The following is a 23,605-nucleotide window of genomic DNA, read 5'->3' on the forward strand; positions in this document are numbered from 1 at the left end:
CTCTGGTCGCGGTGACCACTCGGGGCCGCTACCAGGCTGCGGCTGAGTAAAACTCGTCGGTCGGGGGTCCGGCCGCAAACCCTCTCTTCCCAGAGACGCTCCAACCCGGACCACAGCACAGCGAGTTCCATTCAGCCGCAGCCTGATAACGGCCTTGAGTAGTCACCGCGACCAGAGTCCTGGAACGACCACCCTGCTCATCAAATGCAGCGAGCGCAAGTGGGCCACCACGCCGCATCGGATGTCACCTCAATCGGCGCGCTCGCCCAATGGTTGAGCTGCGATCTCACTCCACCCAACCGACGTTCCGTCCGCCGTCGTTCGTCCAGCAAGCGGTTTACGCCCAGTTGCCCTCCCGCTGATGGACTCACCGAGCTGCAGACGGCCTCGCCCCAGCCGGTCCTGACCGCTCGCGCGGGTCGCGTCGACCGCTGCACAGACGTGAGTACTCCTCTGTACGGATATGGGCTGGCCCGTAGGCCCTGGAGCGGGGCGAGGGTGTGGCTTTCGCGTCATGCCGATTCCGCCTTGTCGCCGCTCGGTGCCGCCTTGCCGTCGGTGCCGCCTTGCCGCTCGGCCCTGCCTTGCCGCTCGGCCCCGCCTTGCCGCTCGGCCCCGCCGTCATGGTTTTCGACCTAGCCTCCTAGGACGCCAGACGGCATGAGAAGCGGACTGTGAGAAGTGAGCCCGGAAGTGAGGCTGCGGGGCCGGGCGGAGGTGAGGCTGGGGTCGGGCCGGGCCGGGCAGGGGTGGGCCGTGGGGCCGGGTTCGGGAGGTGAGACGCCGGTCTGGTGGCGGTAAGGCTCTGGCTGGGGCTGGCAGGTGAGGCGCGGGCAGGGTCCGGTAGTCGAGGCCGCTGGCTGGGCGGGAGCGGGAAGCGGGGCTGCGGGGCCAGGGCGGGGAGGTGGGGCTGCCGTGCCCGGGGCCGGGTCGGGAGGTGAGTCGCGCCCGCCGGGGCGGTGAGGCGCGGGGCCGGGCGGAAGCGGGGATGCGCGGGCGGAGTGCGGCGACGTTGGGCTGCGGATTGGAAATGTCTTTGTCACACCGTTGACACGCGGGTGGGGGCGCGCCTACTTTTCCTCCCAAAGTCCCGCGTCGAAGCGCTTCGACAAGAGCAGGTGGCGGGGTGGGTGGTGGTGCGGCGGCCCGGAAGGGGTGCGAGCGCCACGGCTCAACCCGAGCACCGCGCCTCTATCTGAGCACCACGGCTCTACCCCGGCATCGTCGAAGCGCTTCGACGGAATCCTCCCGGAGGACGAAAGACATGAATCGATCGCGAGCCGGCCTCTCGGCCGGTGCACTGATGATGGCCGTCTCGCTTGCTCTTGCCGCCTGTGGTGGGGGTGGTGACGACAGCAGCGAAGGCGCCGACGCCAAGACCCTGACGCTCTGGCACTACGAGGGGCCGACCAGCGCAATGGGCATTGCCTGGAACAAGGCCATTGAGGAGTTCAAGAGCACGCACCCGGGTGTCGAGGTCAAGTTCGAGGAGAAGGGCTTCGAGCAGATCCAGCAGAACGCCCAGATGATCCTGAACTCGGACAGCGCCCCGGACATCATGGAGTACAACAAGGGCAATGCCACGGCCGGGCTTCTGTCGAAGCAGGGGCTGCTCACCGACCTCACCGAGGAGGCGAGCAAGCGCGGCTGGGACAAGGCCCTCAACTCGAGCCTGCAGACCACCACGAAATACGACGACGACGGCATCATGGGCTCGGGCAAGACGTACGGGATCCCCAACTACGCCGAGTATGTCGAGGTCTACTACAACAAGGACCTGTTCAAGAAGCACAACCTGCAGGTGCCCACCACGCTCGACGAGTTCACCAAGGTGATGGACACGTTCGTGCAGAACAAGGTCACCCCGCTCGCGGTGGGCGGCGCCGAGTACCCGGCTCAGCAGATCCTGTACTCGCTGGCGTTGAGCAAGGCCGACCGGGCCTGGGTCGACGACTACCAGCTCTACAAGAACAAGGTCGACTTCAAGGGCCCGCAGCTGAAGTACGGCGCGGACACCTTCAAGCAGTGGGTGGACAAGGGCTACATCGCCAAGAACTCGGCCGGCATCAAGGCCGAGGACATGGGTGTCTCGTTCACGCAGGGCAAGTTCCCGATCATGATCTCGGGGTCGTGGTGGTACGGGCGGTTCGTCAACGAGATCAAGAACTTCGAGTGGGGCACGTTCCTGTTCCCGGGCAACAAGCTGCACCCGGGCTCCAGCGGCAACCTCTGGGTGGTGCCGGAGAAGAGCAAGGCCAAGGCCCTCGCGTACGACTTCATCGACATCACCATGAAGCCGGAGATCCAGGCGCTGCTCGGCAACAACGGCGGTGTGCCGGTGGCGGCCGACACGGCGGCGATCACCGATCCCAAGAACAAGGAGCTCATCGAGAACTTCAACAAGATCTCGGGTGAGGACGGCCTGGCGTTCTATCCGGACTGGCCGGCCCCCGGCTACTACGACGTGCTGGTCGCGGGCGTGCAGGGCCTGATCAACGGCTCGAAGACGCCCGACCAGGTCCTGACCGAGATCCAGAAGCCGTACGACGAGAACCTCGCCGACCTCGGCAAGTGACCCGGGCGCGGGCGGGCATCACGCATGCCCGCCCGCGTACAGGAAGAAGGAAAACCATGAGGCGTAAGGGGTATTGGCCCTTCCTCATCCCGGGCGTGCTCGCGAGTCTTCTGGTCATCGTCGTGCCGCTGGTGATGACCGTCTACACGAGCTTCACGAAGTGGAACGGGGTCGGCGAGCAGCGCTGGATCGGCTTCGACAACTACACCCGGCTCTTCGAGGACTCGCTGTTCTGGGGCTCGTTCAGCAACATCCTGCTGCTCATTCTGGCCATGGCCGTGGTGCCGACGCTGCTCGGGTTGTTCCTGGCCGCGGTGCTCTTCGACTACGTGGCCAAGAAGTTCAGCAACCGGTGGGCGTCGCTGTTCCGCAGCGGGTTCTATCTGCCGCAGGTGATCCCGGTGGCGGTCACCGGCATCGTGTGGGGCTGGATCCTGCATCCCGACTACGGCGCGCTCAACAAGATTCTCGAGTCGATCGGGCTGGGCGGGCTGGCCCACAACTGGCTGGGCGAGCCGGGTTCGGCGCTGTACAGCGTCATGGGCATCATGATCTGGGTCCAGCTGGGCTATCCGATCGTCATGTTCATGGCCGGCCTGCAGCGGGTCGACCCGGAGCTGTACGAGGCGGCCGACCTCGACGGCGCGACCTGGTGGCAGCGATTCCGCAAGATCACGGTGTATCTGATCCGGCCGGAGTTCTACGTGGTGCTGGTGACGACCACCATCGCGGCGTTGAAGATCTTCGGTCCGATCTTCGTGCTCACCGGAGGCGGGCCGAGCAACGCCACGCTCGTGCCGTCGTACTTCGCTTACAAGAACTTCTTCGAGAAAGCCCAGGTCGGGTACGGGTCGGCGATCTCCACGGTGCTGACCGTGCTGATCATCGCGCTGTCCATCGTGTTCCTGCGCCTGCAGAACCGCGCGGAGCGTAAAGCATGACCCTCACGGCAAACAGGACGAAACGCGAGACCGAGCCGGCGATCGCGGCGGCGAAGAGGGCAAATCCGCTGAGGTTCGTCATCCTCGCGGCCCTGCTCGCGTTGCTGCTGATCGTGACAGCCCCGCTGCTGATCATCGCGATCAACGCCGTCAAGAGCCCGGCCGACTACGCGGGCGGCGGCCCGTTGTCGCTGCCCGCGAGCCTCTACTGGGACGGCATCGTCGACTTCTGGAACCGGGTCGACTTCGGCCAGAAGCTCTGGAACAGCTTCGTCACCAGCTTCACGGTGGCGGTGCTGGGGGTGCTGCTGTCGGTCCTCAACGCGTACGCGCTGGGCATCGGCAAGGTCAAGGGCCGGCTCTGGTTCCTGGTGTTCTTCCTGGTCGCGAACCTGCTGCCGCAGGAGGTGCTGGTCTATCCGCTGTACTTCCTGTCCAAGGAGGCCGGGCTCTACGACAGCCTGATCGCGATCGTCGTCATCTTCACGGTCATCCAGGCCGCGTTCGGCACGTACCTGCTGACCTCGGTCTATCAGGAGTTCCCGACCGAGCTGCTGGACGCGGCGGACGTCGACGGCGCCGGCAAGCTGCGCACCCTGTGGAGCGTCGTGGTGCCGGTCAGCCGCCCCACCCTCGGCGTGCTGTTCACGTTCTTCTTCATCTGGACGTGGAACGAGTTCTTCCTGCCGCTGGTCTTCCTCGTCTCCAACGACAACCAGACCGTGCCGGTGGCCCTCGGCGTGCTGCAGGGCGACCGGTTGATGGACGCCACCATGACCAGCGCCTCCGGCCTGATCGGCATCCTCCCCGCCATGATCTTTTTCCTCGTCTTCCAGCGCACCCTCACCCGCGGCATCACCGCCGGCGCCATCAAATAGCCCTCGCCGAAGGCTCGTGAAGAAGCAAAGGACGCTCATGAAGTTCACCGACGGGTATTGGCTCAAGCGCAAGGGCCTGACCGTCCTGCACCCGGTTCAGTTGCGGGACACGCAGGCCGGCGAGAAGACCCTGACCGCGTACGCCACCACCAAGCCGGTCCGCAGCCGGTCGGACACCCTGGACACGCCGCTGATCACGGTCACGGTCGAGGCGCCGATGCCCGACGTGCTCAAGGTGACGCTCGGGCACTTCCTCGGCGGCGCTCCGACGGGACCGAACTTCGCGATCACCGTCGAGGACCACGACGTGAGCGTGGGGAACAGCGAGCTCACCTCGGGGCGTCTCACGGCGAGATTTCGTACGGGGGAGCAGTGGGGTCTTGATTTCGAGGCGGACGGCAGGCGGCTGACCGGCAGCGGCTGGCGCGGCATGGGCGTTGTCGACACGGCCGACGGCGAGCACTACGTGCACGAGCAGCTCGACCTCGGGGTGGGGGAGGCGGTCTACGGGCTGGGCGAGCGGTTCGGCCCGTTCGTCAAGAACGGCCAGAGCGTCGACATCTGGAACGAGGACGGCGGCACCAGCAGCGAGCTGGCGTACAAGAACGTGCCGTTCTACCTGACCAACCGGGGTTACGGCGTGCTGGTCGACCACCCCGGCAAGGTGTCGTTCGAGGTGGCCGGCGAGATGGTCTCGCGCACCCAGTTCAGCGTGGCCGGGCAGACGCTGTCCTATTTCGTCGTGTACGGGCCCACCCCGGCCGACGTGCTGCGCAAGTACACCGCCTTGACGGGCCGTCCCGCGCTGCCCCCGGCCTGGTCCTTCGGCCTGTGGCTGACGACGAGCTTCACGACCCCGTACGACGAGGAAACTGTCACCAGTTTTGTCGACGGGATGGCCGAACGGGACCTGCCGCTCAGCGTGTTCCACTTCGACACGTTCTGGATGCGCGAGTTCCACTGGTGCGACTTCGAGTGGGACCCGGCGATCTTCCCCGACCCGCCGGGCATGCTGAAGCGGCTGCACGACCGGGGCCTGCGGACCTGTCTCTGGATCAACCCGTACATCGCGCAGCGCTCGGCCATGTTCGCCGAGGGCCTGGCCAACGGCTACCTGGTCAGGAAGGCCAACGGCGACGTCTGGCAGTGGGACAGGTGGCAGGCCGGCATGGCGCTGGTCGACTTCACCAACCCCGCGGCGCGCGAATGGTACGCGGGCAAGCTCGCGGCCCTGGTCGAGATGGGGGTGGACGCGTTCAAGTCGGACTTCGGCGAGCGGGTGCCGACCGACGTGGTGTGGCACGACGGCTCCGACCCGGAACGGATGCACAACTACTACACGCAGCTCTACAACCAGGTCGTCTGGGACGTGCTGCGCGAACATCGGGGTGAGGGCGAGGCCGTGCTGTTCGCGCGGTCGGCCACCGTCGGCGGGCAGCAGTTCCCGGTGCACTGGGGCGGCGACAACTCGGCCACCTTCGAGTCGATGGCCGAGAGCCTGCGTGGCGGCCTGTCGCTGATGAGCTCGGGTTTCGGGTTCTGGAGCCACGACATCGGCGGTTTCGAGGGCCGTCCCGACCCGGCGGTGTTCAAGCGGTGGATCGCGTTCGGCCTGCTGTCGTCGCACAGCCGGCTGCACGGCAACCACTCGTACCGGGTGCCGTGGCTGTTCGACGACGAGTCGGTCGAGGTGCTGCGCTCGTTCACGCACCTCAAGTACAGCCTGATGCCGTACCTGTTCGAGGCGGCCCGGCAGGCGCACGAGCAGGGCCTGCCGGTGATGCGCCCGATGATTGTGGGTTTCCCGGACGACCCGGCGGTGACGCATCTGGACCGGCAGTACCTGCTCGGCGGTGACCTGCTGGTGGCGCCGGTGTTCAGCGAGGGCGGGGAGGTCGACTACTACGTGCCGGCCGGGCTGTGGACGCGCTTCACGACCGGCGAGGTCGTCGAGGGGCCGCGCTGGATGCGCGAGACCCACGGTTTTGACAGCGTTCCTTTGCTCGTGAGGCCGGGGGCGGTGCTGCCGATCGGCAACCGCACCGACCGTCCCGACTACGACTACGCCGACGGCGTCACGCTGCGGCTGTTCGACCCGGCCGAGGGCGCCACGACCGTACGGGTGGGGGAATCGGTCTTCACGGTGACGCGCGACGGCACGGCGGTTCGCGTCGACCGGGACGGCCCCGAGCTGCCCTGGCGCGTCGAGATCGTCGGCGGCGGTTCGGCGGACCTCGCGGCGGGGGAGGCCACCTGGGTCGCGGGGTAGGCGACAGAGTGAGTGGGGTCGCTGTCCCGGAGCGGCCCCACCACGGCTGACCTCGCATAGGATCTCGAGATGACTCCGGAACTGGACCTGTTCGTCCCCGGTGTCGTCTATCTCGACATCATCTTCACGGGCCTGGAAGACCTGCCGCAGCCGGGCACCGAGGTGTGGGCGTCGGGGATGGGCTCGTGCCCCGGCGGCATCGCGAACCTGGCCGTCGCCGCTGCCCGGCTCGGCCTCGGCACCGGCCTCGGCACGGCGCTGGCCACCGACGCGTACGGGGACTTCTGCGCGCACATCCTGTGTGAGCAGGAAGGCATCGACCTGACGGCGTCCCGGCGCATCGACGGGCACTCGCCGGTCACCGTGTCGCTGGCCTACAACCGCGACCGCAGCATGATCACCCACGGCCACCCGCTGCCGGTCGGGGCCGACGGCCTGGTCGGCGAGCTCCCGGCCTGCCGGGCCGCCTCGGTCTCCCTGACCAAGGATCGGCTGCCCTGGGTACGCCGGGCCAAGGAAGCGGGCACGCTGGTGTTCGCCGACGTCGGCTGGGACGCCAGCGCCGAATGGCCGGCCGAGGTGCTCGACATGCTCGAGGACTGCCACGCGTTCGTGCCCAACGCGGTCGAGGCCATGCAGTACACCCGCGCCTCCACACCGGAACAGGCGTTGCGCCGGCTCGCCGGGCTGGCCCCCGTCGTGGTGGTGACCTGCGGCGGCGACGGGGTGCTGGCCCACGACGCACGCACCGGCGAGACCGTGCACGTGCCCGGCGTGCCGGTGCCGGCCCTCGACCCGACCGGCGCCGGTGACGTGTTCACCGCCGGGTTCATCCTCGGCACCCTGCGCGAGTGGCCGCTGGCGCAGAGCCTGGCTTTCGCCAACCTGATCGCCGGGCTCTCAGTGCAACACTTCGGCGGCTCGCTGTCGGCCCCGGGGTGGGGCGACATCGCCGACTGGTGGCGGCAGGCGTCCGGCACGCCGTCGCTTTCCGAGCGCTACTCCTTCCTCGACGACGTGATCCCCGGCGGGGAACAACGCACCGTGCGCCGCGCGGGAGCGACAGTGGCACGACTCTCGGATGCGCATGTCTCGTAGGAAACTGGTCATTCTCGGCGGGGGCGGGTTCCGGGTGCCGCTCGTCTACGGCGCCCTGCGCGGGCCCGGATCCCCTGTCGACGAGGTCGTGCTGCACGACGTCGACGCCACCCGGCTGTCGGCCGTGGTGCGGGTGCTGCGCGGGTTCGGCGGCGGGCCGCGGATCGAGGCGACCACCGACCTGACCGAGGCGCTGACCGGGGCGTCCTTCGTGTTCAGCGCGATCCGCGTGCACGGGCTGGAAGGGCGGGTGATCGACGAGCGGGTGGCCCTCGGCGAGGGGATGCTCGGGCAGGAGACGGTGGGTGCGGGCGGGATAGCGTACGGGCTCCGGACAGTGCCCGTCGCCCGGGCCATCGCACGGCGGATCAGCCTGGTCGCGCCCGGCGCGTGGGTCATCAACTTCACCAACCCGGCCGGCCTGGTCACCGAGGCGATGGCGGCGCACCTGGGCGATCGGGTCATCGGGATCTGCGACTCGCCGTCCGCCCTGGTACGGCGGGTGCTGCGGGCCCTGGACGTCGCCCCGTCGGAGGTGGAGATCGAGTACGCCGGGCTGAACCACCTCGGCTGGCTGACCGCCGTACGGGGGAACGGGGTTGATCTGTTGCCGCGGCTGCTCGCCTCGCCGTCGCTCGTGGAGTCGTTCGAGGAGGGGCAGCTCTTCGGGGCGGAACGGCTGCGGGCGCTGGGGGCGGTGCCGAACGAATACCTGCACTACTACTACGACCACGCGGCCGTGGTGCGCGATCTGCTGGCGGCGCCGGAAACGCGCGGCGAGTTCCTGTTGCGCCGGCAACGCGACGTCTACGCGCGGCTGCTGACGGCCGGGGGGACTGCGTTGGAGGCCTGGCAGGAGGCCCGGCGGGAACGCGACGCGACGTACATGGCGACCGAAGGCTTGGGGACGCGCGACGCCGAGTCCGTCGAGGGCGGCGGGTACGAGGGTGTGGCGCTGGCGCTGATGTCGGCGATCGCCACCGGCACGCCCACGCCGCTGATCCTGAACGTGCGCAACCGGGGGACGCTGCCCGCCCTGGACGACGAAGCCGTGGTCGAGGTGCCCTGCGTCGTGGACGGCTCGGGGGCGCGGCCCTTGCCGACGTCGCTGTTCGCGGGCGGGGCCGACCTGGTGCGGCGGATCAAGGCCACCGACCGGGCGGTGCTGGAGGCGGCGGTCACCGGGTCGCGGGCGGTGGCCGTGCGCGCGATGGCTTCCCACCCGCTGATCGACTCGGTGCCGGTCGCGCGGCGGTTGATCGCCGGCTATCAGGAGGCGCTGCCGGAGTTGCGGTATTTGAGCTGAGCGCGGGCTGTCCGATTGCGGCGTGCGCGCCTGCGTGCCGCCGGCCGGTGGCACCATGTCGACATGCGGTACGAGGTTTATCGATCCCGCGAAACGCCGCGGACCGAAGACGTGCACCCTGCCACAGCCGCGCCACCCGAGGAGCGTGCCGCCGGCGCCACCTCCGCGGACCTCTCCTGGCTGGACCTGCGCGACGCGTTCTCCTCCAGGCGCCGGACGCAGGCGTCGCCCTCCACAGATGCCTTGTCCCGTCCCGTGCAGCCATCCCGGGAGGGAGCCTCAGCCACCGGTTGGGCTGCGCTGCGGCGGACCGTCGCGCAACTCAGCCGGCAGACCACCGGTCAGCGGCTCAAACACGTGAACGCGGCGATCAAGGCGTTGCGGACGAACATCGAACAGGACGACGGCGACGGCGAGCCGGGCGAATCCGTACGGGTGGTGAGGGCCGCGCAGCGGGTCGCCACCGCTGTCGCCGACGCGGAACGGCGAGGGCCGGCCACCCCGGCGGCGCTCGAAGGCCTGGTCGCCCGTGTCGGCGAGCTGGCCGGCCTGCTCGAGCTCGAACCCCCTGCCGAGTTGCCGCCGATGTTCCTCGACGTCGCGGCGCCAGGACACGGTGAGCTGGTCGTGCGCGAGAGGAGGACGCACTTCGGCCCCGGCCACGTCAGCACCACCGACTCCGACGTGGTGGTGCAGGCCAACGACTGCCACCTCGACGCGGTCGACCACTATCACGTCCGCAGGGTCACCCTGGACTGCAAGAGCCTGTACCGGGACCCGCTCGCGGTCGAGCGTTTCGCCGACGTGATGGCCGACCCCTCCGACCGGGCCGTCGGCGCGTTGAAGGACCGGCTGCGCCACCTGGCCGGGCCGCCGCGGGAGGACGGCGTCCAGGCGTACCGGAGGGAGATCTCCCCGTACGTGTCGGTCGACTCGCACCGTTCCAAGCTGGTCAACCAGGGCGACGGGGCGAAACTGCGGGTGAGAGCGCATTACCACGTACGGGAGACGGTGATCCCGCTCGCCGAGATGCTCAACGAACGGCCGGAGCTGATCGGGGAACTGGCGGCGGCGTTCCGCGGCGGTCCCCACGCCTCCGACCCGGCCGCGACGATGCTGACCGCCGTCGGCGACCTGGAAACCCGCGACCTGCTGGCCGGCGCGCCGGACCTGGGTCACCGGAACACGTCGGTGACGCATTCGTTCCGCGGGGCCTCCGTCGACCTGGCCTCAGCGGTCATGGTCGGCTACGGCAACACGATCAGCCGGCGCAGCGAGATCGACCTGGCCACCAGGCTCGGCGGCTCCCTGAAGAAGCTCGACGTCGCACTGGCCCGAGCCGTCTCCACCCACCCCCTGGCGCCGGTGACCTCGCCAACAGAGCAAAACCCGGCGATCCCCACCCCTTCGAACCCCGGAACCCGGGCGCCGGCCCCGCGAAGCCCGCAAGGGCTGGCCTCCTCCACTCCCGGAACGCCGCGGACCACGCGAGATCCTTGGACCTCCGAGGACCCTCCGGCTCCTGTACCCATAGCGACCCCGCCGCGTCCGATCTCGCCGGCGGCCCCTGCGCCCCCGCCGACCGAACCGGCTGAACAGGACAAGGAATTCTGGCCCTATTTCACGATTTGAGGGGTTTGGCGTGGTCAAGAAGTGGTGGTTGCCCGCCGTTTTCGTGATTGTGCTGGTGGGGGCGAGTGTCTTCTTCGTCGCGGTCGGTCTGGGGGACGCCGATCAGTATGCCGGCGTGGGCAGCTTCCTGCTGGCGCTGACGGTGGCCGCCGTCTCGGTCGCTGTGTGGTTCCGTGGCCGCTCGGCTGAGGCGGGCCGCGACGCCGAGTCGCCGACGCGGGAAGACCGTAGTGCCGAGTTTCCGACAAGCGGGGGCCGCGATCCCGAGCGGCCGGCGCAGGAGGATCGCATTGCCGGGGCGCCTGCGAGGGAGGTTCGCGATGCCGAGGGGGTGCCGGGCGCTCAGGCCGGGCACACCCCTGCTGATCCGGATCGGGTTCGTGGCTCCCGAGGGGCCGGCCCGGCCGCCCCGGGTTCTCGCAATGCCTACGACTCCGATGTTGTCATTCAGGGGGATGACAGCGTCAACAACTTCACGATCCACTACGGGCGGCCGGGGAAGAAGGGGAAGCGCTCGAGCTGACAGGGCCGTCGGCATCGCTGTGCTCGGGTCTGCTCGCCGTGAGCCTGCAGATCCCGCGCGCCCGGCCGAGGTGCCGGCGTCCTCTGACCGGGATGTGAGGAGCGCCGCCGCCGGGGTATGACTTGGTCCCATGCGTGATGAGAACCGGGAACACGCCCTTGAGATCCGGCTGGCGGTGGCCGCCACCGGGGCCGTTGTGCTGCTCGTGCCGTTCGCCGTGATCGCCGCGCTGGTCGTCGGCAACGTCGGCTGGCTGCACGCGCTCGACCGCGACGTCAGCGTGCCGGTGCACGACTTCTCGGCGGCGCACCCGGGCTGGGCCGGTTTCATGTGGTGGTGGTGCCTGGTCTTCGACCCGTGGACGTGGCGCGCGGCGGCCCTCGCGTTGGTCATCTGGCTGGTCCGGCGCGGGGCCCGCCCGCAGGCCTGGTGGGTCGCGATCACGATGATCGCCGGTGGGCTGCTCGGCGTACTGCTGAAACTGCTCTTCGAAAGGGAGCGCCCGGCGTTCCTGGATCCGGTGGCGACCGCGGTCGGGTACTCGTTCCCGTCGGGGCACGCGCTGAACAACGCGCTCGGTGCGGCGGTCGTCGTGATGGCGTTGTGGCCCGCCGTGCGGCGCCGGCGGCTCCTGCTGGCCGCGGGTGTCGTGATTCCTGTGCTCACCGGGCTGTTCCGGATCGGCCTGGGCGTGCACTGGCTCAGCGACGTGGTCGGCGGCTGGCTGCTGGGCCTGGCCGTGGTGGCGGCGACGACAGCCGCGTTCTCGTACCGCCGCTCGCGGAAGCTCATCGACGCCCAGGTATGAGATTCGGCCGGATCGGGTACGGGGGCGGCCATGCCTCCCGTCATCGGGCAAGTAGCCCGGCGTCTGCTGCTGCCGGTCACCGTCCTCTTCGGAGTGATGGTCGGCCTCGGCCTGCTGGTGACCCGCGTGGCCGAGCACGCCTGGCCGCTCACCGTCGAGGACGACATCAACCGCGCCCTCGAGGCTCACCGCACCGCGCCGCTCAACGTGCTCAGTGAGATCGCCAGCCTGATCGGCAGCACCCCGGTGATCATCGCCGTGACCGGGGTGGCCGCCGCGATTCTGCGCTGGAAGCTGAAAAGCTGGCGGGAACCGCTCTATCTCTGCCTGGCGGTGAGCGCCCAGGCCTTGGTCTTCCTGTTCACGACGCTGGTGATCGATCGGGAACGTCCGGGCGTGCACCGCATGGACGACTCGCCGCCCACTTCCAGCTTCCCGTCCGGGCACACCTCGGCCGCCGTCGCCCTGTACGTCGGGCTCGCGTTCCTCTTGTTCACGCTGCTGCGGCGTACGTGGGCCAAACGCCTGGTGTGGTTGCTGGTGCTGATCCCGGTCGCGGTCGCCCTCGCCCGCCTGTACCGCGGCATGCATCACCCGACCGACGTCACCGCGTCGTTCCTCAACGGCTGCGCCTGCGTCGTGGTCATGGCGCGGGAGGTGCTGAACCGGGCCGTCGGCTGGGCGGTGCCGGCCCGGTTGCGGACCTCGCGGCTAAAGGCTTCCTGACACCAGCGCGTCGAGGGTGGCCTTGGCGCCGCGCGAGTGCAGGGACGCGAGCACCGACCGGTACGCCGACACGAACCGTTCGCTCTCGATCAGGTCGCCGAACACCTCACGGTCCTCGATGAACGCCACCGGGTTCTCGTGCTGCCGCCGGGCCGCCGCGGTCAGCTTGTCGCGCAGCCCGTCCACGATCTCGATCGGCTCACCCTGCTCGTCGACCCCCTCGGCGTACCGGGCCCACGACGCCACCACGGCCGTGGACAGCAGAATGTCGCCGCCCGCGTCGAGGTTGTGCCGGATCACCGGGAGCAGCCACTTCGGGATACGGTCGGAGCTCTCCGCGCACAGCCGGGCCACGGTGTCCTTGACCTGGGCGTTGGAGAACCGGTCGATCAGCTGGTGCTGGTATTCCCGCAGGTCGATGCCGGGCACGGGCTCCAGCGTCGGCTCCGCCTCTTTTTCCATGTACGTGAGCAGGAACTTCGCGAACACAGGGTCACGCGTGACGTCGTGGACGAGGCGGTAGCCCGACAGGTAGCCGAAGTAGCACAGCGCCTGGTGCGAGGCGTTCAGCAGGCGCAGCTTCATCAACTCGTACGGCTCGACGTCCGGCACCACCTGCACGCCGGCGTCCTCCCACGGCGGGCGCCCGTTGCCGAAGCTGTCCTCCAGCGCCCATTGGGTGAACGGCTCGCACACCACGGGCCAGCCGTCCTCGATCCCGAAGTGCTTGGCGACCTCGGCCCGGTCGTCGTCCGTCGTCACCGGCGTGATCCGGTCGACCATGCTGTTGGGGAAGAGCACACTGCTTTCCACGTACGAGGCCAGGTCGTCCCCCCGCAGCGAGGCGAACGCGACGAAGCTGCGCCGGGCCGCGTCCCCGTTGCCCTGAATGTTGTCGCAGCTCATGATCGTGAACGGCGGCAGCCCTCGCTCACGGCGGCGCTGGACCGCCGCGGTGATCAGCCCGAACGTCGTACGGGGAAGGCCGGGCTGGGCCAGGTCGTGCTGGATGTCCTTGTTGCCGGCCATGAACTCGCCGGTGACCGCGTTGAAGTTGTAGCCACCCTCGGTGACGGTGAGCGACACGATCCGCACCTCGGGTGATGCCATCTTCTCGATCACGGCCTCCGGGTCGTCCGGCGCGAACAGGTACTCCTTGATCGAGCCGATCACCCGGGCGTCGAGCGTGCCGTCGGGCGCCTTGACCACCAGCGTGTACAACCCGTCCTGGGCGTCGAGCACCTGCTGCATGCGCCGGTCGGCCGGCATCACCCCGACCCCGCAGATCGCCCAGTCCAGGGCCTTGCCCTCGTTCATCAGCCGGTCCAGATACATCGCCTGGTGCGCGCGGTGGAAACCACCCACCCCGAAGTGGACGATGCCGGTGCTCAGCGCGCCCCGATCGTACGAGGGGACGGCGAGTCCGTCGGGCAGGTGACGCAGGGTCTCGGCGTTGAGGGGCAGCATGGTCGCTCTTCCTCCCGGCAGTGGATCGGGGATGACCCTCAGCATCCCATCGCACCCTCCAGGTCACCGGCGTCCGGCTTGCGGAATCTTCTGAGGGCAGCGGGTCGCGTCCGGCCCAGTGCAGACTGCGTGGCCACGCAGTACACGCCGTAGTTCGATGCCCGATTTCGCGCTCGCCATGCCCGTTTTCCACAACCGGTCAGACGAGACCTGGGCTGCCTGACGGCCACCGAGCCGGGACGCGGGGGCGGGTGCTCGCCACCACGGTGGCCGCCAACCGGCCCGAGAAGCTGCTCCACCAGCGTGGGTCCAGCGGCTGCGGGGCCGCGACTATCCGCCGGAAAATGTCGTCGGTGACCGGGGCGGGCAGCTCCACCTCCTGGGCGGCCCACTGGCGCAGAGCGTCGTCGAGGTTCATGGGTGCTCCGTCTCGTCGTAGGCGCTGAGGGCCTCTGCCAGGGTCCGGCGGGCCACCGACAACCGGTAGCGGACGGTGCCGGCCGGGACACCCAGCGCGGTGGCTGTCTCGGTGCTGTTCAGCCCGCCGGCAGCGGTCAGGGTCAGCGTGATCCGCTGCTCCTCGGGCAGGCGTTTGATGAGGTCGGCCACCACGGCGACCCGTTCCGCGCCGAGCACCGAGGCGCTGGCCGGCTCGGCCGCCTCGGTCGGCTCGGCGCGCAGAGCGGCGTCGGTCGCGGCCCGCGTACGGGTCTGCCGGTGCTCGTCGATCGCCAGGTTGCGGGCCACCGTGAACAGCCAGGCACGCTGCCCGTCGTCCGCCCGGCCGGACAGCTCGGGGAACCGGCGCCACGCCCGCAGGAACGTCTCCTGCATCAGGTCGGCGGCCAGCCATCGGTCGCCGGTACGCGCGGTGAAGTAGGCGTGCACAGCTGTCCGGTGCGCGTCGTACAGCCGGCGGAACTCAGCCCCGCGGTCCATCAGCGACCCGGATCCGGCCGTAAAGGTCCGTGGCCAGCACCTGCACCGCCGGCACGGCCCCGGCCGGCGCGTACACGTCGCCCAGCGCGACGATGTCGGCCACGTTGTCGCGCAGCAGCTCGGCCGTGACCCCGGCGCCGATCGTCAGGTCGCCCAGCGCGATCAGGCTGACCGGGTGGTCGAGCAGGCGGAAATAGTCCGGGCCCAGCTCGACGTCGTCGTGCAGGACACGCGGGTCGGCGGAGCGGTACCACAGCGTCTGGCCCTGCGCGTCCAGCCGGCTCTCCAGCTCTGCCTGCGCCGCCACGGGGGCGATCAGCTGCCCGGCCGCGAAGATCTGGGCGTACCCGATCGTCCCCACCTCGCCGGTGATGACCGCCTGCCCGGCCGCGACCAGGATGTCGCTCGGGTCGCCGCCGTGGTTGGCCAGCGCCGCCCCGGTCAGCCGCACCTGGCCGCTGAGCATCTTGATGTGCGGCGCGGACCGGCCCTCCTCGTACCGGTAGTAGGTGATCGTCCCGACGCCGCCGCCGAACACCCGGCCGAGCGCGGCCTCACTGCCGCTCGGCGCGAAGACCGACCCGACCACGCTGATCCGGCTCGGCATCTCGCCGGTGACCGGCCCGGTGATCAGCAGGACGCCGACCACGACAAGGACCTCGCCCGCGGACCCGACAGCGTCGCCCCCGACCACCATCGTCCCCACGTGCACGCGGGCCCTCAACCCGTCCGGCACGAAGACGGTGGCCCCCACTTCCGAGACCGGGATTCCCGCGTACGCCCCGGCCAGCGCCTCGGGCAGCACGACCGCACCGACCGCGCTGATCCGGGTGATCGCCGCCAGCTCGTCCGCACTGGTCAGGTGGCTGAGGTCGAGCACCGCCCGGCCCTCGACGACGCCCTGCTCGTCGCTCATCGGATCGCTCCCGCCATCTCGCGTCCGGCCTCCGGCCACAGCCGCCGCGCCGCCGCCATCAGCCACCGCGCCAGCACAATCCGCGGCCGGCTCACCGACGGCCTCAGCTGTGCGAGCTCGGCCTGGCGCAGCCGCTCCTTCATCCGCAACGTCGCGAGCAGATACAGATCCATCATCCGTCTCACCCCTTCCACCCAGTACCACGGACCGGCGGCCGAAGTGTTGGGTCGAGCAGCCATAGGTTTGGTTTGCTCGACCTCGGCGAGACCGATTGGCCGACACCCGCTCTGCTGAGCACCGGACCGACCTGAAGGTTGAAAAGGAGTCATGACCGAGGCATCCACCTGGCGGGACGTGAAGGCCAAGGCTTGCGCCCTTGATCCCGACTGGGACAGCAGCGGCCGCGTGGCTCGGCGGCAGCAGATGCGGGAACAGATGTTCGCTGCCATCAGGGGCTCACAGTTGGCCGAGGCGGCGGGGCTGTCTCAGCCGCGAGTCCGTGGTGTGCCGACGGACGATTGAGTTGGTGACGTCAGACGGTCATCTCTTGCCACGGGTCGATGAGCGAGATCCCGGTATTGACGAAGTCTTTGGTGTTGCGGCTGGCCAGCGTCGCGACCTGCGCTCGGCAGATGGCGGCGATCTGGCCGTCGAAGCCGTCGATCGGGTTGCCGTCTGCTTCCCGGCGGGCGACCACCTCGGCGTAGGCAGTGGCCGCGGCAAGGTCGAAGGGCAGGACCTGGCGAGGGAAGGCGGCGAAGATCTCGTTGGCTGCCTGGTGCAGGTCGTGTTTACGGCGGCCGTCGGGGAGCCGCGCGATGCCGTAGCGGATCTCGGCGACTGTGACTGCCGTGGTGTGGAGGCCGGTGCTGGACGTTTGCCGCAGCCAGGCGAGTACAGCCGGCGCGGGAGCTGACCGCATCAGTTCGGAGACGACGTTGGTGTCGAGGACGATCGTCACTCGCCGAAGTCCGCTGCTCGCGGTGGGGTTGCCGGGCCGGTGCGTCGAGGTCGACTCCACCGAGCTGTCCGAACCGCTCGGATGCTCCTATAGATGTCAAGCGGCAAGTTCAAGATCGTTTTTGGTGATGAGCTGGTAGAGCTCGCGGGCGACGTACCGCTTCAGGCATCGGATGATTTCTTTTTTTGGACATGCCTTCTTTAGTGCGTCGTTGCATGTAGTCGCGGGTGCGGGGGTCCCATCGCAGGCGGACGAGGACGACGCGGTAGAGGGCTGCGTTGGCTTGCCGGTCGCCGCCGCGGTTGAGTCGGTGCCGGGTGGTCTTGCCGGAGCTGGCGGGGATCGGGGCGACGCCGCAGAGCATGGCGAACGCCGCTTCGGAGGCGAGCCGGTCGTGATTCTGGCCGGCACTGACCAGCAGTTGCCCGGCGACCTCGGCGCCGACGCCGTGGGCGGCCAGCAGGCCGGGGTTGATCGCCGCGACGAGAGGTTCGAGCAGCTCGTCGAGGTCGGTGATCTCGACCGACAGCTGCTGGTGGCGGCGGGCCAGACTGCGCAATGCAAGCTCGGTGGCGGTGGACGGGGCGGCCGAGTTGGCTGGGTCGGGTTGCAGGTTTCCGCAGGTGGCGATCAGTTTCGTGATGGTCAGACCGCGTAGCCGGGCGCGTAGCTCGTCGGTGGCGGTGACGATCAGGGCCTTGATTTGGCGTTGGGTGTCGGCGCGCTGGTCGACCGCGCTGCGCCGGACTACGCGCAGGTTACGCAGCGCTTCGACGCGGCCGTCGCGCTGTTTGGGGGTGCCGGTGCGTTCTCCGGCCAGGGCGGCCCGGGCGGCTTGGATCGAGTCGATCGGGTCGGACTTGCCCTGGAACCGGCGGGTCTTGCGGTCCGGGCGGTCGACCTCGATCATGGCCACCTGCTCGGCGCGCAGCAGACGGGCCAGTCCCGCGCCGTAGGCGCCGGTGCCTTCGATCCCGACCCGGTTGAGTCGGCCGTGCTCGCGCATCCAGGCCAGCAGGGCGGTGTAGCCGGCCGCGTCTGCAGGAAACTGCTGCGTGCCGAGGACCCGGCCGATCTGGTCGATCACGGCGGCGGTGTGGGTGTCCTGGTGGGTGTCGACCCCACCGAAGACGTCGATCGCGGCTTCATCAGGTGTAATGGAGGGCATCGTCGTCCTGTCGTTCGTGACTGGGGCAGGGCGGCACGCACCAGCCGGGCAACGCGGACAAGACAGAGATGGGGCCTCTGGCCAGGCTCCTATGAAGTCACAACGCCACGCCTGATGAGTGCACGAGCACCTCCCGATCGAGGCCGACAAATCCCGTTAAGGACCCGAAGTCAGTCAGAGGGTGGGTCAAACCTCGGCGGGAGGTGCTCACAAACATCATCTCTGTCAGAGGGTGATCCAGTAGCGCTTGACTGTGTGCGGGCCGGTGGTTCGGGTGTCCTCGTAGACGCCGCCGTGGGATTCGATCACGCGGGCCGACGCGACGTTGTCCGGCTTGCAGGCGATCAGCACGCGTTCGAGGCCCATCGTACGGGCGGTTTCCAGGGTTCGGGTCAGCGCCCACGAGGCCAGTCCGCGGCGGCGGGCCGAGGGGCGGATGCCGTAGCCGATGTGACCGCCGGCGTCGAGCAGCGGCTGGTTGAGCGTGTGCCGCAGCGCGATCGACCCCAGGTACTCGTCGTCCTCGACGATCCAGCGGTACGTGCAGTGCACCCAGCCGGGGGCGGGCGGGACCGACGGGTCGGCCTGAGCGTGCAACCCCGCCACCCACGCGGCGAACCCGGGCTCGGAGTCGACGTCGTCATTTTCCCGTACGCCGTGACCGTCCATGTGTGCCCCGGGCGGCCATTCGTCGCGGGCCGCGATCCAGGACTTGTGCAGGGTGACCGTGGGCGGCACGAGGGTAAGCATGATCAGACCCTAAGCAGCCGCCGCCGGCCGGGTGTAGCCGAGTCTTAAGACTGCGGAGAAAGAAGCCGATATGTCCGACGTGCCCGACATTCATGACGTCCTCGACCGACGCGCGGTGACCACCCTGTTCCAGCCCTTGGTCGAGCTCACCACGGGCCGGGTGCTGGGCTACGAGGCGCTCAGCCGCGGCCCGGCCGGCAGTCCGTGGGAATCGCCGGCCGCTCTGTTCGCGGCGGCCCGGCACTTCGGGCGTGAGGCCGAGCTCGACTGGATCTGCCGGGCCCGCGCCTATCGGAGCGCCCTGGCGGCAGGGCTCGACCCGGGGCTGAGCTGGTTCGTCAACATGGAACCGGCCGCCTCCCGCATGGCCTGCCCGCCCGACCTGGCGCCGGGAGTGGAAAGCGCCCGTGACCGCCTGCGCGTGGTGACCGAGATGACCGAGCGCGCCATCGCCGTCGACCCGTCGGGTCTGCTGACGGCAGCGGCGGCGTGCCGGACGGCCGGCTGGGGTGTGGCCCTCGACGACGTCGGCGCCGACCCGATGTCCCTGGCGCTGATGCCGTTCCTGCACCCCGACGTGGTCAAGCTCGACATGGCGATGCTGCACGCGCCGGGCGACCCGCACACCGCCCGGGTGGTGGCGGCGGTCGCTGCGTACGCCGAGGCGAGCGGCGCGATCGTGCTGGCCGAGGGCATCGAGACCGAGGAGCACCTGGCCGTGGCCCGTACGATGGGCGCGACCGTCGGGCAGGGCTGGCACTTCGGTCGTCCGGCGCCCCTGCCCCCGGCGGCCGGGCCCACGACGTCGCTGCCGTTCATCGCGCCGCCCCGCGACGACGACCGCACCCCGTTCACCATCGTGAGCGCGCGCCGGCCCCTCGCCCGTACGACCAAGGCCCAGCTCATGCCGATGAGCCGTCACCTCGAGGCGCTGGCCGGCGACGGCGGCGAACCCACCGTGCTGCTGGCCTGCTTCCAGGACGCCCGGCACTTCACGGCGGCCACCGCGCGCCGCTTCGGCCGGATCGCGGTGAGCAGCCCGCTGGTCGCCGCGATCGGCAGCGGGCTCACCGACGAACCCGTCCCCGGCGTGCGGGGCGCCTGCCTCGGCGACGGCGACCTGCTACGCGGCGAATGGAACGTGATCGTGGTCGGTCCCCACCGCGCGGCCGCCCTGGTGGCCCACGACCTCGGCGACGACGGCCCCGAGGGCGAACGGCGGTTCGACTTCGCCCTCACCCACGACCGCGCGCTGGTCGTGGAGGCCGCACGCTCACTGCTGCACTGGCTGGCCCCCGCGCGTACGCCCGAACTGCTCCCCAGCTGATCACCCGCTTCCGAACCCGGATGTCAGGGCAGCGGGAAACCCGGTTGCGGAAGCGGCGCTGAGCCGGCCGGGGAGATAGGGGTGAACCCGGCTGGGGGAGACGCACGCAAAGCCGGTTCAAAGAGACGCGTGAACCCGCCCGAAAAGACGCGAGCGAAGCCTGAGGACGAGGAGGTGGGGGCGAAGCCGCGGGACGAGAAGCGCGTGAAGCCGGACGTGGAGAAGTGCGTGAAGCCGGACGTGGAAACGCGCGAAGCCGCCTGGCGGAGAAGCGCGTCGGCGCCGGATGTCGAAACGCGCCGGGCCCGGGAGCTGGGGGTGGGCGCGATGTCGGCTGAGCAGGCGCGCGCGAAGCCCGATGTGAGGACACGCGGCAGCCGGCTGGGGAGAAGCGCCCGACTCCGCCCGAGAGCTGCGCGGCTCGGGGCCGGCAACGCGGTGCCGGCGGAGGAACTCGACTGCGGGTCGGGAGAAGCGCTCGGCCCCGCCCGAGAGCTGCGCGGCTCGGGGCCGGCAACGCGGTGTCGGCGGAGGAACTCGACTGCGGGTCGGGAGAAGCGCCCGACCCAGCACGAGCTACGCGACCCAGCACGAGCTACGCGGCCCGGGCGGCAATGCGGCGCCGGCCGACGAAGCCGCGCGGCTGCGGTCAGGAGAAGCGTGCGACCCCGGCTGAGGAGCCGCGCGTGACACCGGCTGAGCACAGTCGCACGATGGCGAAGCAGACCAGGGCGGTCGCCACCGCCGACAGCACCAGGGACGGGTCGGAGTCAGCGCCGTTGATCGGCTCGTTGCCGGCCAGCGCGGTGAACGGGCGTGCGGCCTGGAGCAGCAGCAGAAGCACGGCAACCAGGCTGATCGGCACCGTCACCAGCGTCGCGACCAGCACGCCCACCCTCACCCCGGGGCGGCGCAGCGCCAGGATCCCGGCCGCGGCTGTCACCAGCAGCAGGAACGACACCCACAGGGGTGCACCGGGAACGGCGACCGGCGCCAGCAACGCGACGATCCCCGCGGTGGCCCACCAGGGGTAGCGGGCGACCGTCAGGCAGAACGCGGCCGCCGCCACCAGCACAGCGAACGCGGCCAGCCGGGAGGGCCCCAGCTGCGGTTCGGTGTCGGTCGGGGACTCCAGCCGGGCGACCAGGCCCGCGGCCAGCACGCAGGCCAGCGCCGCCCACACCAGTCCGCGGCGCCGGGCCGGTGGCCGGCCGAGGAACACCACCACGGCGGTCAGGATCAGCCCCACGCCGGCGGCCGAGGCCGTGACCGTGGCCGTGCCGGGATCCATGCGGTCGAAGGCCAGGTCAGCGCCGAGCCACCCGACGCCGACGACCGGGGCCGCGACGCCTCTGGTGGCGGCCCACAGCGCCGCGGTCACTGCCAGGATCGCGCCCCACCGGACGTCCCGCGCCCAATAGGAATTGTTCTCGGCGGACTCCCAGAAGGCCGACCCTGGTTCGCAGAGCGGTTGCAGAACAGCCATCCCGTACGCCCACAACGCCGCCGCGGCCCACGCCACGGCCCCTGCCACCACCCGCGCGATCATCGCCGCATCTTAAGCACGTCGATCAAGGGCCCGCGGGCGAGTGCCGGGACGGGTTGGGGGTGGGGGTGATGCCGCGACCGGATGGTGGTGGCGCTGGGAGCGGCGGCGGACAGGTGATGCCGGGACCGGATGGTGGTGGCGCTGGGAGCGGCGACGGACAGGTGATGCCGCGACGGGATGGGTGGTGGAGGCGACGAGCGAGGTGCGGTGACGCCGCGCCGGGCGGGAGGAGGAAGGAGGCGGCGGCGGGGTGTGGCGAACGCGCCGGTGGTGCGCCGGCTGGGCAACTCAGGCGCGGCGGTCGAGGAATTCGTAGACGTCCTGGGCGTCGACGCCGGGGAACGTGCCCGGGGGCAGGGCCGCGAGCAGGTGGGAGTGGACGCGGGCGCTCGGCCAGGCGTTCCCGGCCCAGCGTCGCACCAGGGCGGCGGGTGGGCGGCGGCAACAGTCGGGGTCGGGGCAGCGGGACACCGTACGGCGGGTGGTGTCTCCGCCCCGGAACCAGCGCGCATGCTCGTACGGGGTGCCGACCGTGACCGAGAATTCCCCCGAGCGCGTCGACTCGATGTGGACCGTGCACCAGTACGTGCCGGCCGACGTGTCGGTGAACTGGTAGAACGACGAGTACGGGTCCTCGGCCTGGAAGATCGTTCGCGACGCCCATTTGCGGCAGATCGGCTGCCCCTCGATGGCCCCGGTGACGTCGGACGGGAAGCGCACCCCGTCGTTCTCGTACGCCTTGTAGACGATCCCGTTCTCGTGCACCCGCGTGAAGTGCACGGGTATGCCGAAGTGGTGGGTCGCCAGGTTGGTGAACCGGTGCGCCGCCGTCTCGTAGGACACGCCGAACGCGTCGCGGAAGTCGTCGATCGCGAGCGCCCGGTCGGCCTTGGCCTCGCGCAGGAACTCGACGGCGAAGTTCTCGGGCATCAGCAGCGCCGCCGCGAAGTAGTTGGCCTCGACCCGCTGGCGCAGGAAGTCGCCGTAGTCGGCCGGTTCGGGGTGGCCGAGCACGAAGTGGCCGAGCGTCTGCAGCACCACCGCCCGCGGGTCGTGTCCCTTGCCGCTCGCAACCTGGGGCAGGTAGATGCGCCGGCCCGCCAGGTCGGTGACCGAGCGTGTCGAGCCGGGCAGGTCGTTCACGTAGTGCAACGAGAAGCCCAGTTGCGCCGCGATGTCGAGGATGCCGCGCTGACTCAGCGGACCGGTGGCGTGCTTCACCGACCGCAGCACCTTCGCCGCCGCCTGTTCGATCTCGGCGAAGTAGTTGTCGCGTTCCCGCATGTCGACCCGCAGTTGAGCGTTGGCCCGCCGGGCGACCTCGGGGGTGGCGCTCTGCTCGGTCAGCAGCCGGTTGAGCTCGCGGTGCAGGCCGACCAGGGATTCGAGCGCGTCGGCCGGCAACCGGCGCCCGCCTTTCACCGTGGGAAGGCCCAGTCCCGCGTACGCCGGTGACTGCTGGAAATGTGCGAGGTCGATCTCGAGTCCGGCCCGTCGTGACGGCGCCTCGGGTCGCAGAAGCTCCTGCAGCGGCACCTCGAGCGCGCCCGCGAGCGCCTGCAGCACCGACAGCTTGGGCTCGCGCTTGCCGTTCTCGATCAGCGACAGCTGCGACGGCGCTCTTCCCACCGCCTCGCTGAGCTGCTCAAGGGTCATGTTCTTCGATTTGCGCTGGTGACGCAGCCGCTGGCCGAGGGTCACGAGGTCGACGGTGGGTGAATCGCTCACGGGATTTGACGTTAGCAGAAATTTTGCGTTTCTTCTGCTCACAA

21 protein-coding genes and 1 pseudogene are annotated in these 23,605 nt (G+C 69.9%); 12 read left to right on the top strand and 10 right to left on the bottom strand.

Features of this window, described 5'->3' with window-relative positions; translation table 11 throughout:
* Positions 1–1,264: 1,264 nt before the first annotated feature.
* The 10 genes from C8E87_RS32160 to C8E87_RS32205 all read left to right on the top strand — a co-directional run bounded on the left by C8E87_RS32160 (position 1,265) and on the right by C8E87_RS32205 (position 12,756).
* Positions 1,265–2,575, top strand: a complete 1,311-nt coding sequence (locus tag C8E87_RS32160) for an ABC transporter substrate-binding protein (protein ID WP_133877229.1) — start codon at positions 1,265–1,267, stop codon at positions 2,573–2,575.
* Positions 2,576–2,631: 56 nt separating this feature from the next.
* Positions 2,632–3,516 carry a carbohydrate ABC transporter permease gene (locus C8E87_RS32165; RefSeq protein WP_133877230.1) on the top strand — a complete coding sequence of 295 codons (885 nt, stop codon included), beginning with the start codon at positions 2,632–2,634 and terminating at the stop codon, positions 3,514–3,516.
* A complete protein-coding gene (locus tag C8E87_RS32170) occupies positions 3,513–4,394 on the top strand; it encodes a carbohydrate ABC transporter permease (RefSeq protein WP_133877231.1) in 882 nt (293 codons plus the stop codon). The genes C8E87_RS32165 and C8E87_RS32170 overlap by 4 nt, the downstream gene beginning before the upstream one ends.
* Before the next feature lie 37 nt (positions 4,395–4,431).
* A complete protein-coding gene (gene yicI / locus C8E87_RS32175) occupies positions 4,432–6,663 on the top strand; it encodes an alpha-xylosidase (protein WP_133877232.1) in 2,232 nt (743 codons plus the stop codon).
* Between the two features lie 69 nt (positions 6,664–6,732).
* The gene (locus C8E87_RS32180; protein WP_133877233.1) at positions 6,733–7,761 is read left to right on the top strand and encodes a carbohydrate kinase family protein; all 1,029 of its coding nucleotides are present in this window, start codon (positions 6,733–6,735) and stop codon (positions 7,759–7,761) included.
* The gene (locus tag C8E87_RS32185; protein ID WP_133877234.1) at positions 7,751–9,067 is read left to right on the top strand and encodes a family 4 glycosyl hydrolase; all 1,317 of its coding nucleotides are present in this window, start codon (positions 7,751–7,753) and stop codon (positions 9,065–9,067) included. The genes C8E87_RS32180 and C8E87_RS32185 overlap by 11 nt, the downstream gene beginning before the upstream one ends.
* A gap of 63 nt (positions 9,068–9,130) precedes the next feature.
* The gene (locus C8E87_RS32190; protein ID WP_133877235.1) at positions 9,131–10,699 is read left to right on the top strand and encodes a hypothetical protein; all 1,569 of its coding nucleotides are present in this window, start codon (positions 9,131–9,133) and stop codon (positions 10,697–10,699) included.
* 10 nt (positions 10,700–10,709) lie between these two features.
* On the top strand, positions 10,710–11,222 hold the full coding sequence (locus C8E87_RS32195; protein ID WP_133877236.1) for a hypothetical protein: 513 nt from the start codon (positions 10,710–10,712) through the stop codon (positions 11,220–11,222).
* A 130-nt stretch (positions 11,223–11,352) separates the two neighbouring features.
* Positions 11,353–12,030 (top strand): phosphatase PAP2 family protein, encoded by a 678-nt coding sequence (locus C8E87_RS32200; RefSeq protein ID WP_133877237.1) that lies wholly within the window; start codon positions 11,353–11,355, stop codon positions 12,028–12,030.
* 30 nt (positions 12,031–12,060) lie between these two features.
* On the top strand, positions 12,061–12,756 hold the full coding sequence (locus tag C8E87_RS32205) for a phosphatase PAP2 family protein (RefSeq protein WP_133877238.1): 696 nt from the start codon (positions 12,061–12,063) through the stop codon (positions 12,754–12,756).
* Here C8E87_RS32205 and C8E87_RS32210 read toward each other — a convergent pair.
* The 5 genes from C8E87_RS32210 to C8E87_RS32230 all read right to left on the bottom strand — a co-directional run bounded on the left by C8E87_RS32210 (position 12,742) and on the right by C8E87_RS32230 (position 16,254).
* Positions 12,742–14,223 carry a mannitol dehydrogenase family protein gene (locus C8E87_RS32210; protein WP_133877239.1) on the bottom strand — a complete coding sequence of 494 codons (1,482 nt, stop codon included), beginning with the start codon at positions 14,221–14,223 and terminating at the stop codon, positions 12,742–12,744. The genes C8E87_RS32205 and C8E87_RS32210 overlap by 15 nt on opposite strands.
* 199 nt (positions 14,224–14,422) lie before the next feature.
* Positions 14,423–14,641 carry a hypothetical protein gene (locus tag C8E87_RS32215; RefSeq protein WP_133877240.1) on the bottom strand — a complete coding sequence of 73 codons (219 nt, stop codon included), beginning with the start codon at positions 14,639–14,641 and terminating at the stop codon, positions 14,423–14,425.
* Complete coding sequence (locus tag C8E87_RS32220) at positions 14,638–15,162, bottom strand: RNA polymerase sigma factor (RefSeq protein ID WP_133877241.1); 525 nt, start codon at positions 15,160–15,162, stop codon at positions 14,638–14,640. The genes C8E87_RS32215 and C8E87_RS32220 overlap by 4 nt, the downstream gene beginning before the upstream one ends.
* Positions 15,146–16,078, bottom strand: coding sequence for a hypothetical protein (locus C8E87_RS32225; RefSeq protein WP_133877242.1), 933 nt, complete (start codon positions 16,076–16,078; stop codon positions 15,146–15,148). Before C8E87_RS32225 ends, C8E87_RS32220 begins: the two co-directional genes overlap by 17 nt.
* Positions 16,075–16,254, bottom strand: a complete 180-nt coding sequence (locus tag C8E87_RS32230) for a hypothetical protein (RefSeq protein WP_133877243.1) — start codon at positions 16,252–16,254, stop codon at positions 16,075–16,077. Before C8E87_RS32230 ends, C8E87_RS32225 begins: the two co-directional genes overlap by 4 nt.
* 151 nt (positions 16,255–16,405) lie before the next feature.
* Between C8E87_RS32230 and C8E87_RS32235 the strand changes: the two genes are divergently transcribed.
* Positions 16,406–16,600, top strand: coding sequence for a hypothetical protein (locus tag C8E87_RS32235; RefSeq protein ID WP_133877244.1), 195 nt, complete (start codon positions 16,406–16,408; stop codon positions 16,598–16,600).
* 10 nt (positions 16,601–16,610) lie between these two features.
* On the opposite strand, the gene C8E87_RS32240 is transcribed toward C8E87_RS32235, so the two are convergent.
* The 3 genes and pseudogenes from C8E87_RS32240 to C8E87_RS32250 form a co-directional block, all read right to left on the bottom strand.
* The gene (locus C8E87_RS32240) at positions 16,611–17,099 is read right to left on the bottom strand and encodes a type II toxin-antitoxin system VapC family toxin (RefSeq protein ID WP_243755185.1); all 489 of its coding nucleotides are present in this window, start codon (positions 17,097–17,099) and stop codon (positions 16,611–16,613) included.
* A 36-nt stretch (positions 17,100–17,135) separates the two neighbouring features.
* Positions 17,136–18,207, bottom strand: a pseudogene (locus C8E87_RS32245) (IS110 family RNA-guided transposase).
* Positions 18,208–18,432: 225 nt separating this feature from the next.
* Positions 18,433–18,957 carry a GNAT family N-acetyltransferase gene (locus C8E87_RS32250; RefSeq protein WP_133877245.1) on the bottom strand — a complete coding sequence of 175 codons (525 nt, stop codon included), beginning with the start codon at positions 18,955–18,957 and terminating at the stop codon, positions 18,433–18,435.
* Positions 18,958–19,027: 70 nt separating this feature from the next.
* Between C8E87_RS32250 and C8E87_RS32255 the strand changes: the two genes are divergently transcribed.
* Positions 19,028–20,284 (top strand): sensor domain-containing phosphodiesterase, encoded by a 1,257-nt coding sequence (locus C8E87_RS32255; protein WP_239080182.1) that lies wholly within the window; start codon positions 19,028–19,030, stop codon positions 20,282–20,284.
* 649 nt (positions 20,285–20,933) lie between these two features.
* Here the strand turns inward: C8E87_RS32255 and C8E87_RS32260 are convergent.
* Both C8E87_RS32260 and C8E87_RS32265 read right to left on the bottom strand, forming a co-directional pair.
* Positions 20,934–21,833: a hypothetical protein gene (locus tag C8E87_RS32260; protein WP_133877246.1), complete on the bottom strand. Its 900-nt coding sequence runs from the start codon at positions 21,831–21,833 to the stop codon at positions 20,934–20,936.
* A 288-nt stretch (positions 21,834–22,121) separates the two neighbouring features.
* A complete protein-coding gene (locus C8E87_RS32265) occupies positions 22,122–23,561 on the bottom strand; it encodes an XRE family transcriptional regulator (RefSeq protein ID WP_239080181.1) in 1,440 nt (479 codons plus the stop codon).
* Positions 23,562–23,605 lie beyond the last annotated feature (44 nt).

The organism is Paractinoplanes brasiliensis (genome assembly GCF_004362215.1).
Lineage (GTDB): Bacteria > Actinomycetota > Actinomycetes > Mycobacteriales > Micromonosporaceae > Actinoplanes > Actinoplanes brasiliensis.

Excerpts from the sequence above, each read along its gene's own strand:
- C8E87_RS32160 (WP_133877229.1), top strand. The coding sequence starts at position 1,265 with ATGAATCGATCGCGAGCCGGCCTCTCGGCCGGTGCACTGATGATGGCC.
- C8E87_RS32165 (WP_133877230.1), top strand. The coding sequence starts at position 2,632 with ATGAGGCGTAAGGGGTATTGGCCCTTCCTCATCCCGGGCGTGCTCGCG.
- C8E87_RS32170 (WP_133877231.1), top strand. The coding sequence starts at position 3,513 with ATGACCCTCACGGCAAACAGGACGAAACGCGAGACCGAGCCGGCGATC.
- yicI (WP_133877232.1), top strand. The coding sequence starts at position 4,432 with ATGAAGTTCACCGACGGGTATTGGCTCAAGCGCAAGGGCCTGACCGTC.
- C8E87_RS32180 (WP_133877233.1), top strand. The coding sequence starts at position 6,733 with ATGACTCCGGAACTGGACCTGTTCGTCCCCGGTGTCGTCTATCTCGAC.
- C8E87_RS32185 (WP_133877234.1), top strand. The coding sequence starts at position 7,751 with ATGTCTCGTAGGAAACTGGTCATTCTCGGCGGGGGCGGGTTCCGGGTG.
- C8E87_RS32190 (WP_133877235.1), top strand. The coding sequence starts at position 9,131 with ATGCGGTACGAGGTTTATCGATCCCGCGAAACGCCGCGGACCGAAGAC.
- C8E87_RS32200 (WP_133877237.1), top strand. The coding sequence starts at position 11,353 with ATGCGTGATGAGAACCGGGAACACGCCCTTGAGATCCGGCTGGCGGTG.
- C8E87_RS32205 (WP_133877238.1), top strand. The coding sequence starts at position 12,061 with ATGCCTCCCGTCATCGGGCAAGTAGCCCGGCGTCTGCTGCTGCCGGTC.
- C8E87_RS32210 (WP_133877239.1), bottom strand. The coding sequence starts at position 14,223 with ATGCTGCCCCTCAACGCCGAGACCCTGCGTCACCTGCCCGACGGACTC.
- C8E87_RS32215 (WP_133877240.1), bottom strand. The coding sequence starts at position 14,641 with ATGAACCTCGACGACGCTCTGCGCCAGTGGGCCGCCCAGGAGGTGGAG.
- C8E87_RS32220 (WP_133877241.1), bottom strand. The coding sequence starts at position 15,162 with ATGGACCGCGGGGCTGAGTTCCGCCGGCTGTACGACGCGCACCGGACA.
- C8E87_RS32225 (WP_133877242.1), bottom strand. The coding sequence starts at position 16,078 with ATGAGCGACGAGCAGGGCGTCGTCGAGGGCCGGGCGGTGCTCGACCTC.
- C8E87_RS32230 (WP_133877243.1), bottom strand. The coding sequence starts at position 16,254 with ATGATGGATCTGTATCTGCTCGCGACGTTGCGGATGAAGGAGCGGCTG.
- C8E87_RS32235 (WP_133877244.1), top strand. The coding sequence starts at position 16,406 with ATGACCGAGGCATCCACCTGGCGGGACGTGAAGGCCAAGGCTTGCGCC.
- C8E87_RS32250 (WP_133877245.1), bottom strand. The coding sequence starts at position 18,957 with ATGCTTACCCTCGTGCCGCCCACGGTCACCCTGCACAAGTCCTGGATC.
- C8E87_RS32255 (WP_239080182.1), top strand. The coding sequence starts at position 19,028 with ATGTCCGACGTGCCCGACATTCATGACGTCCTCGACCGACGCGCGGTG.
- C8E87_RS32260 (WP_133877246.1), bottom strand. The coding sequence starts at position 21,833 with ATGATCGCGCGGGTGGTGGCAGGGGCCGTGGCGTGGGCCGCGGCGGCG.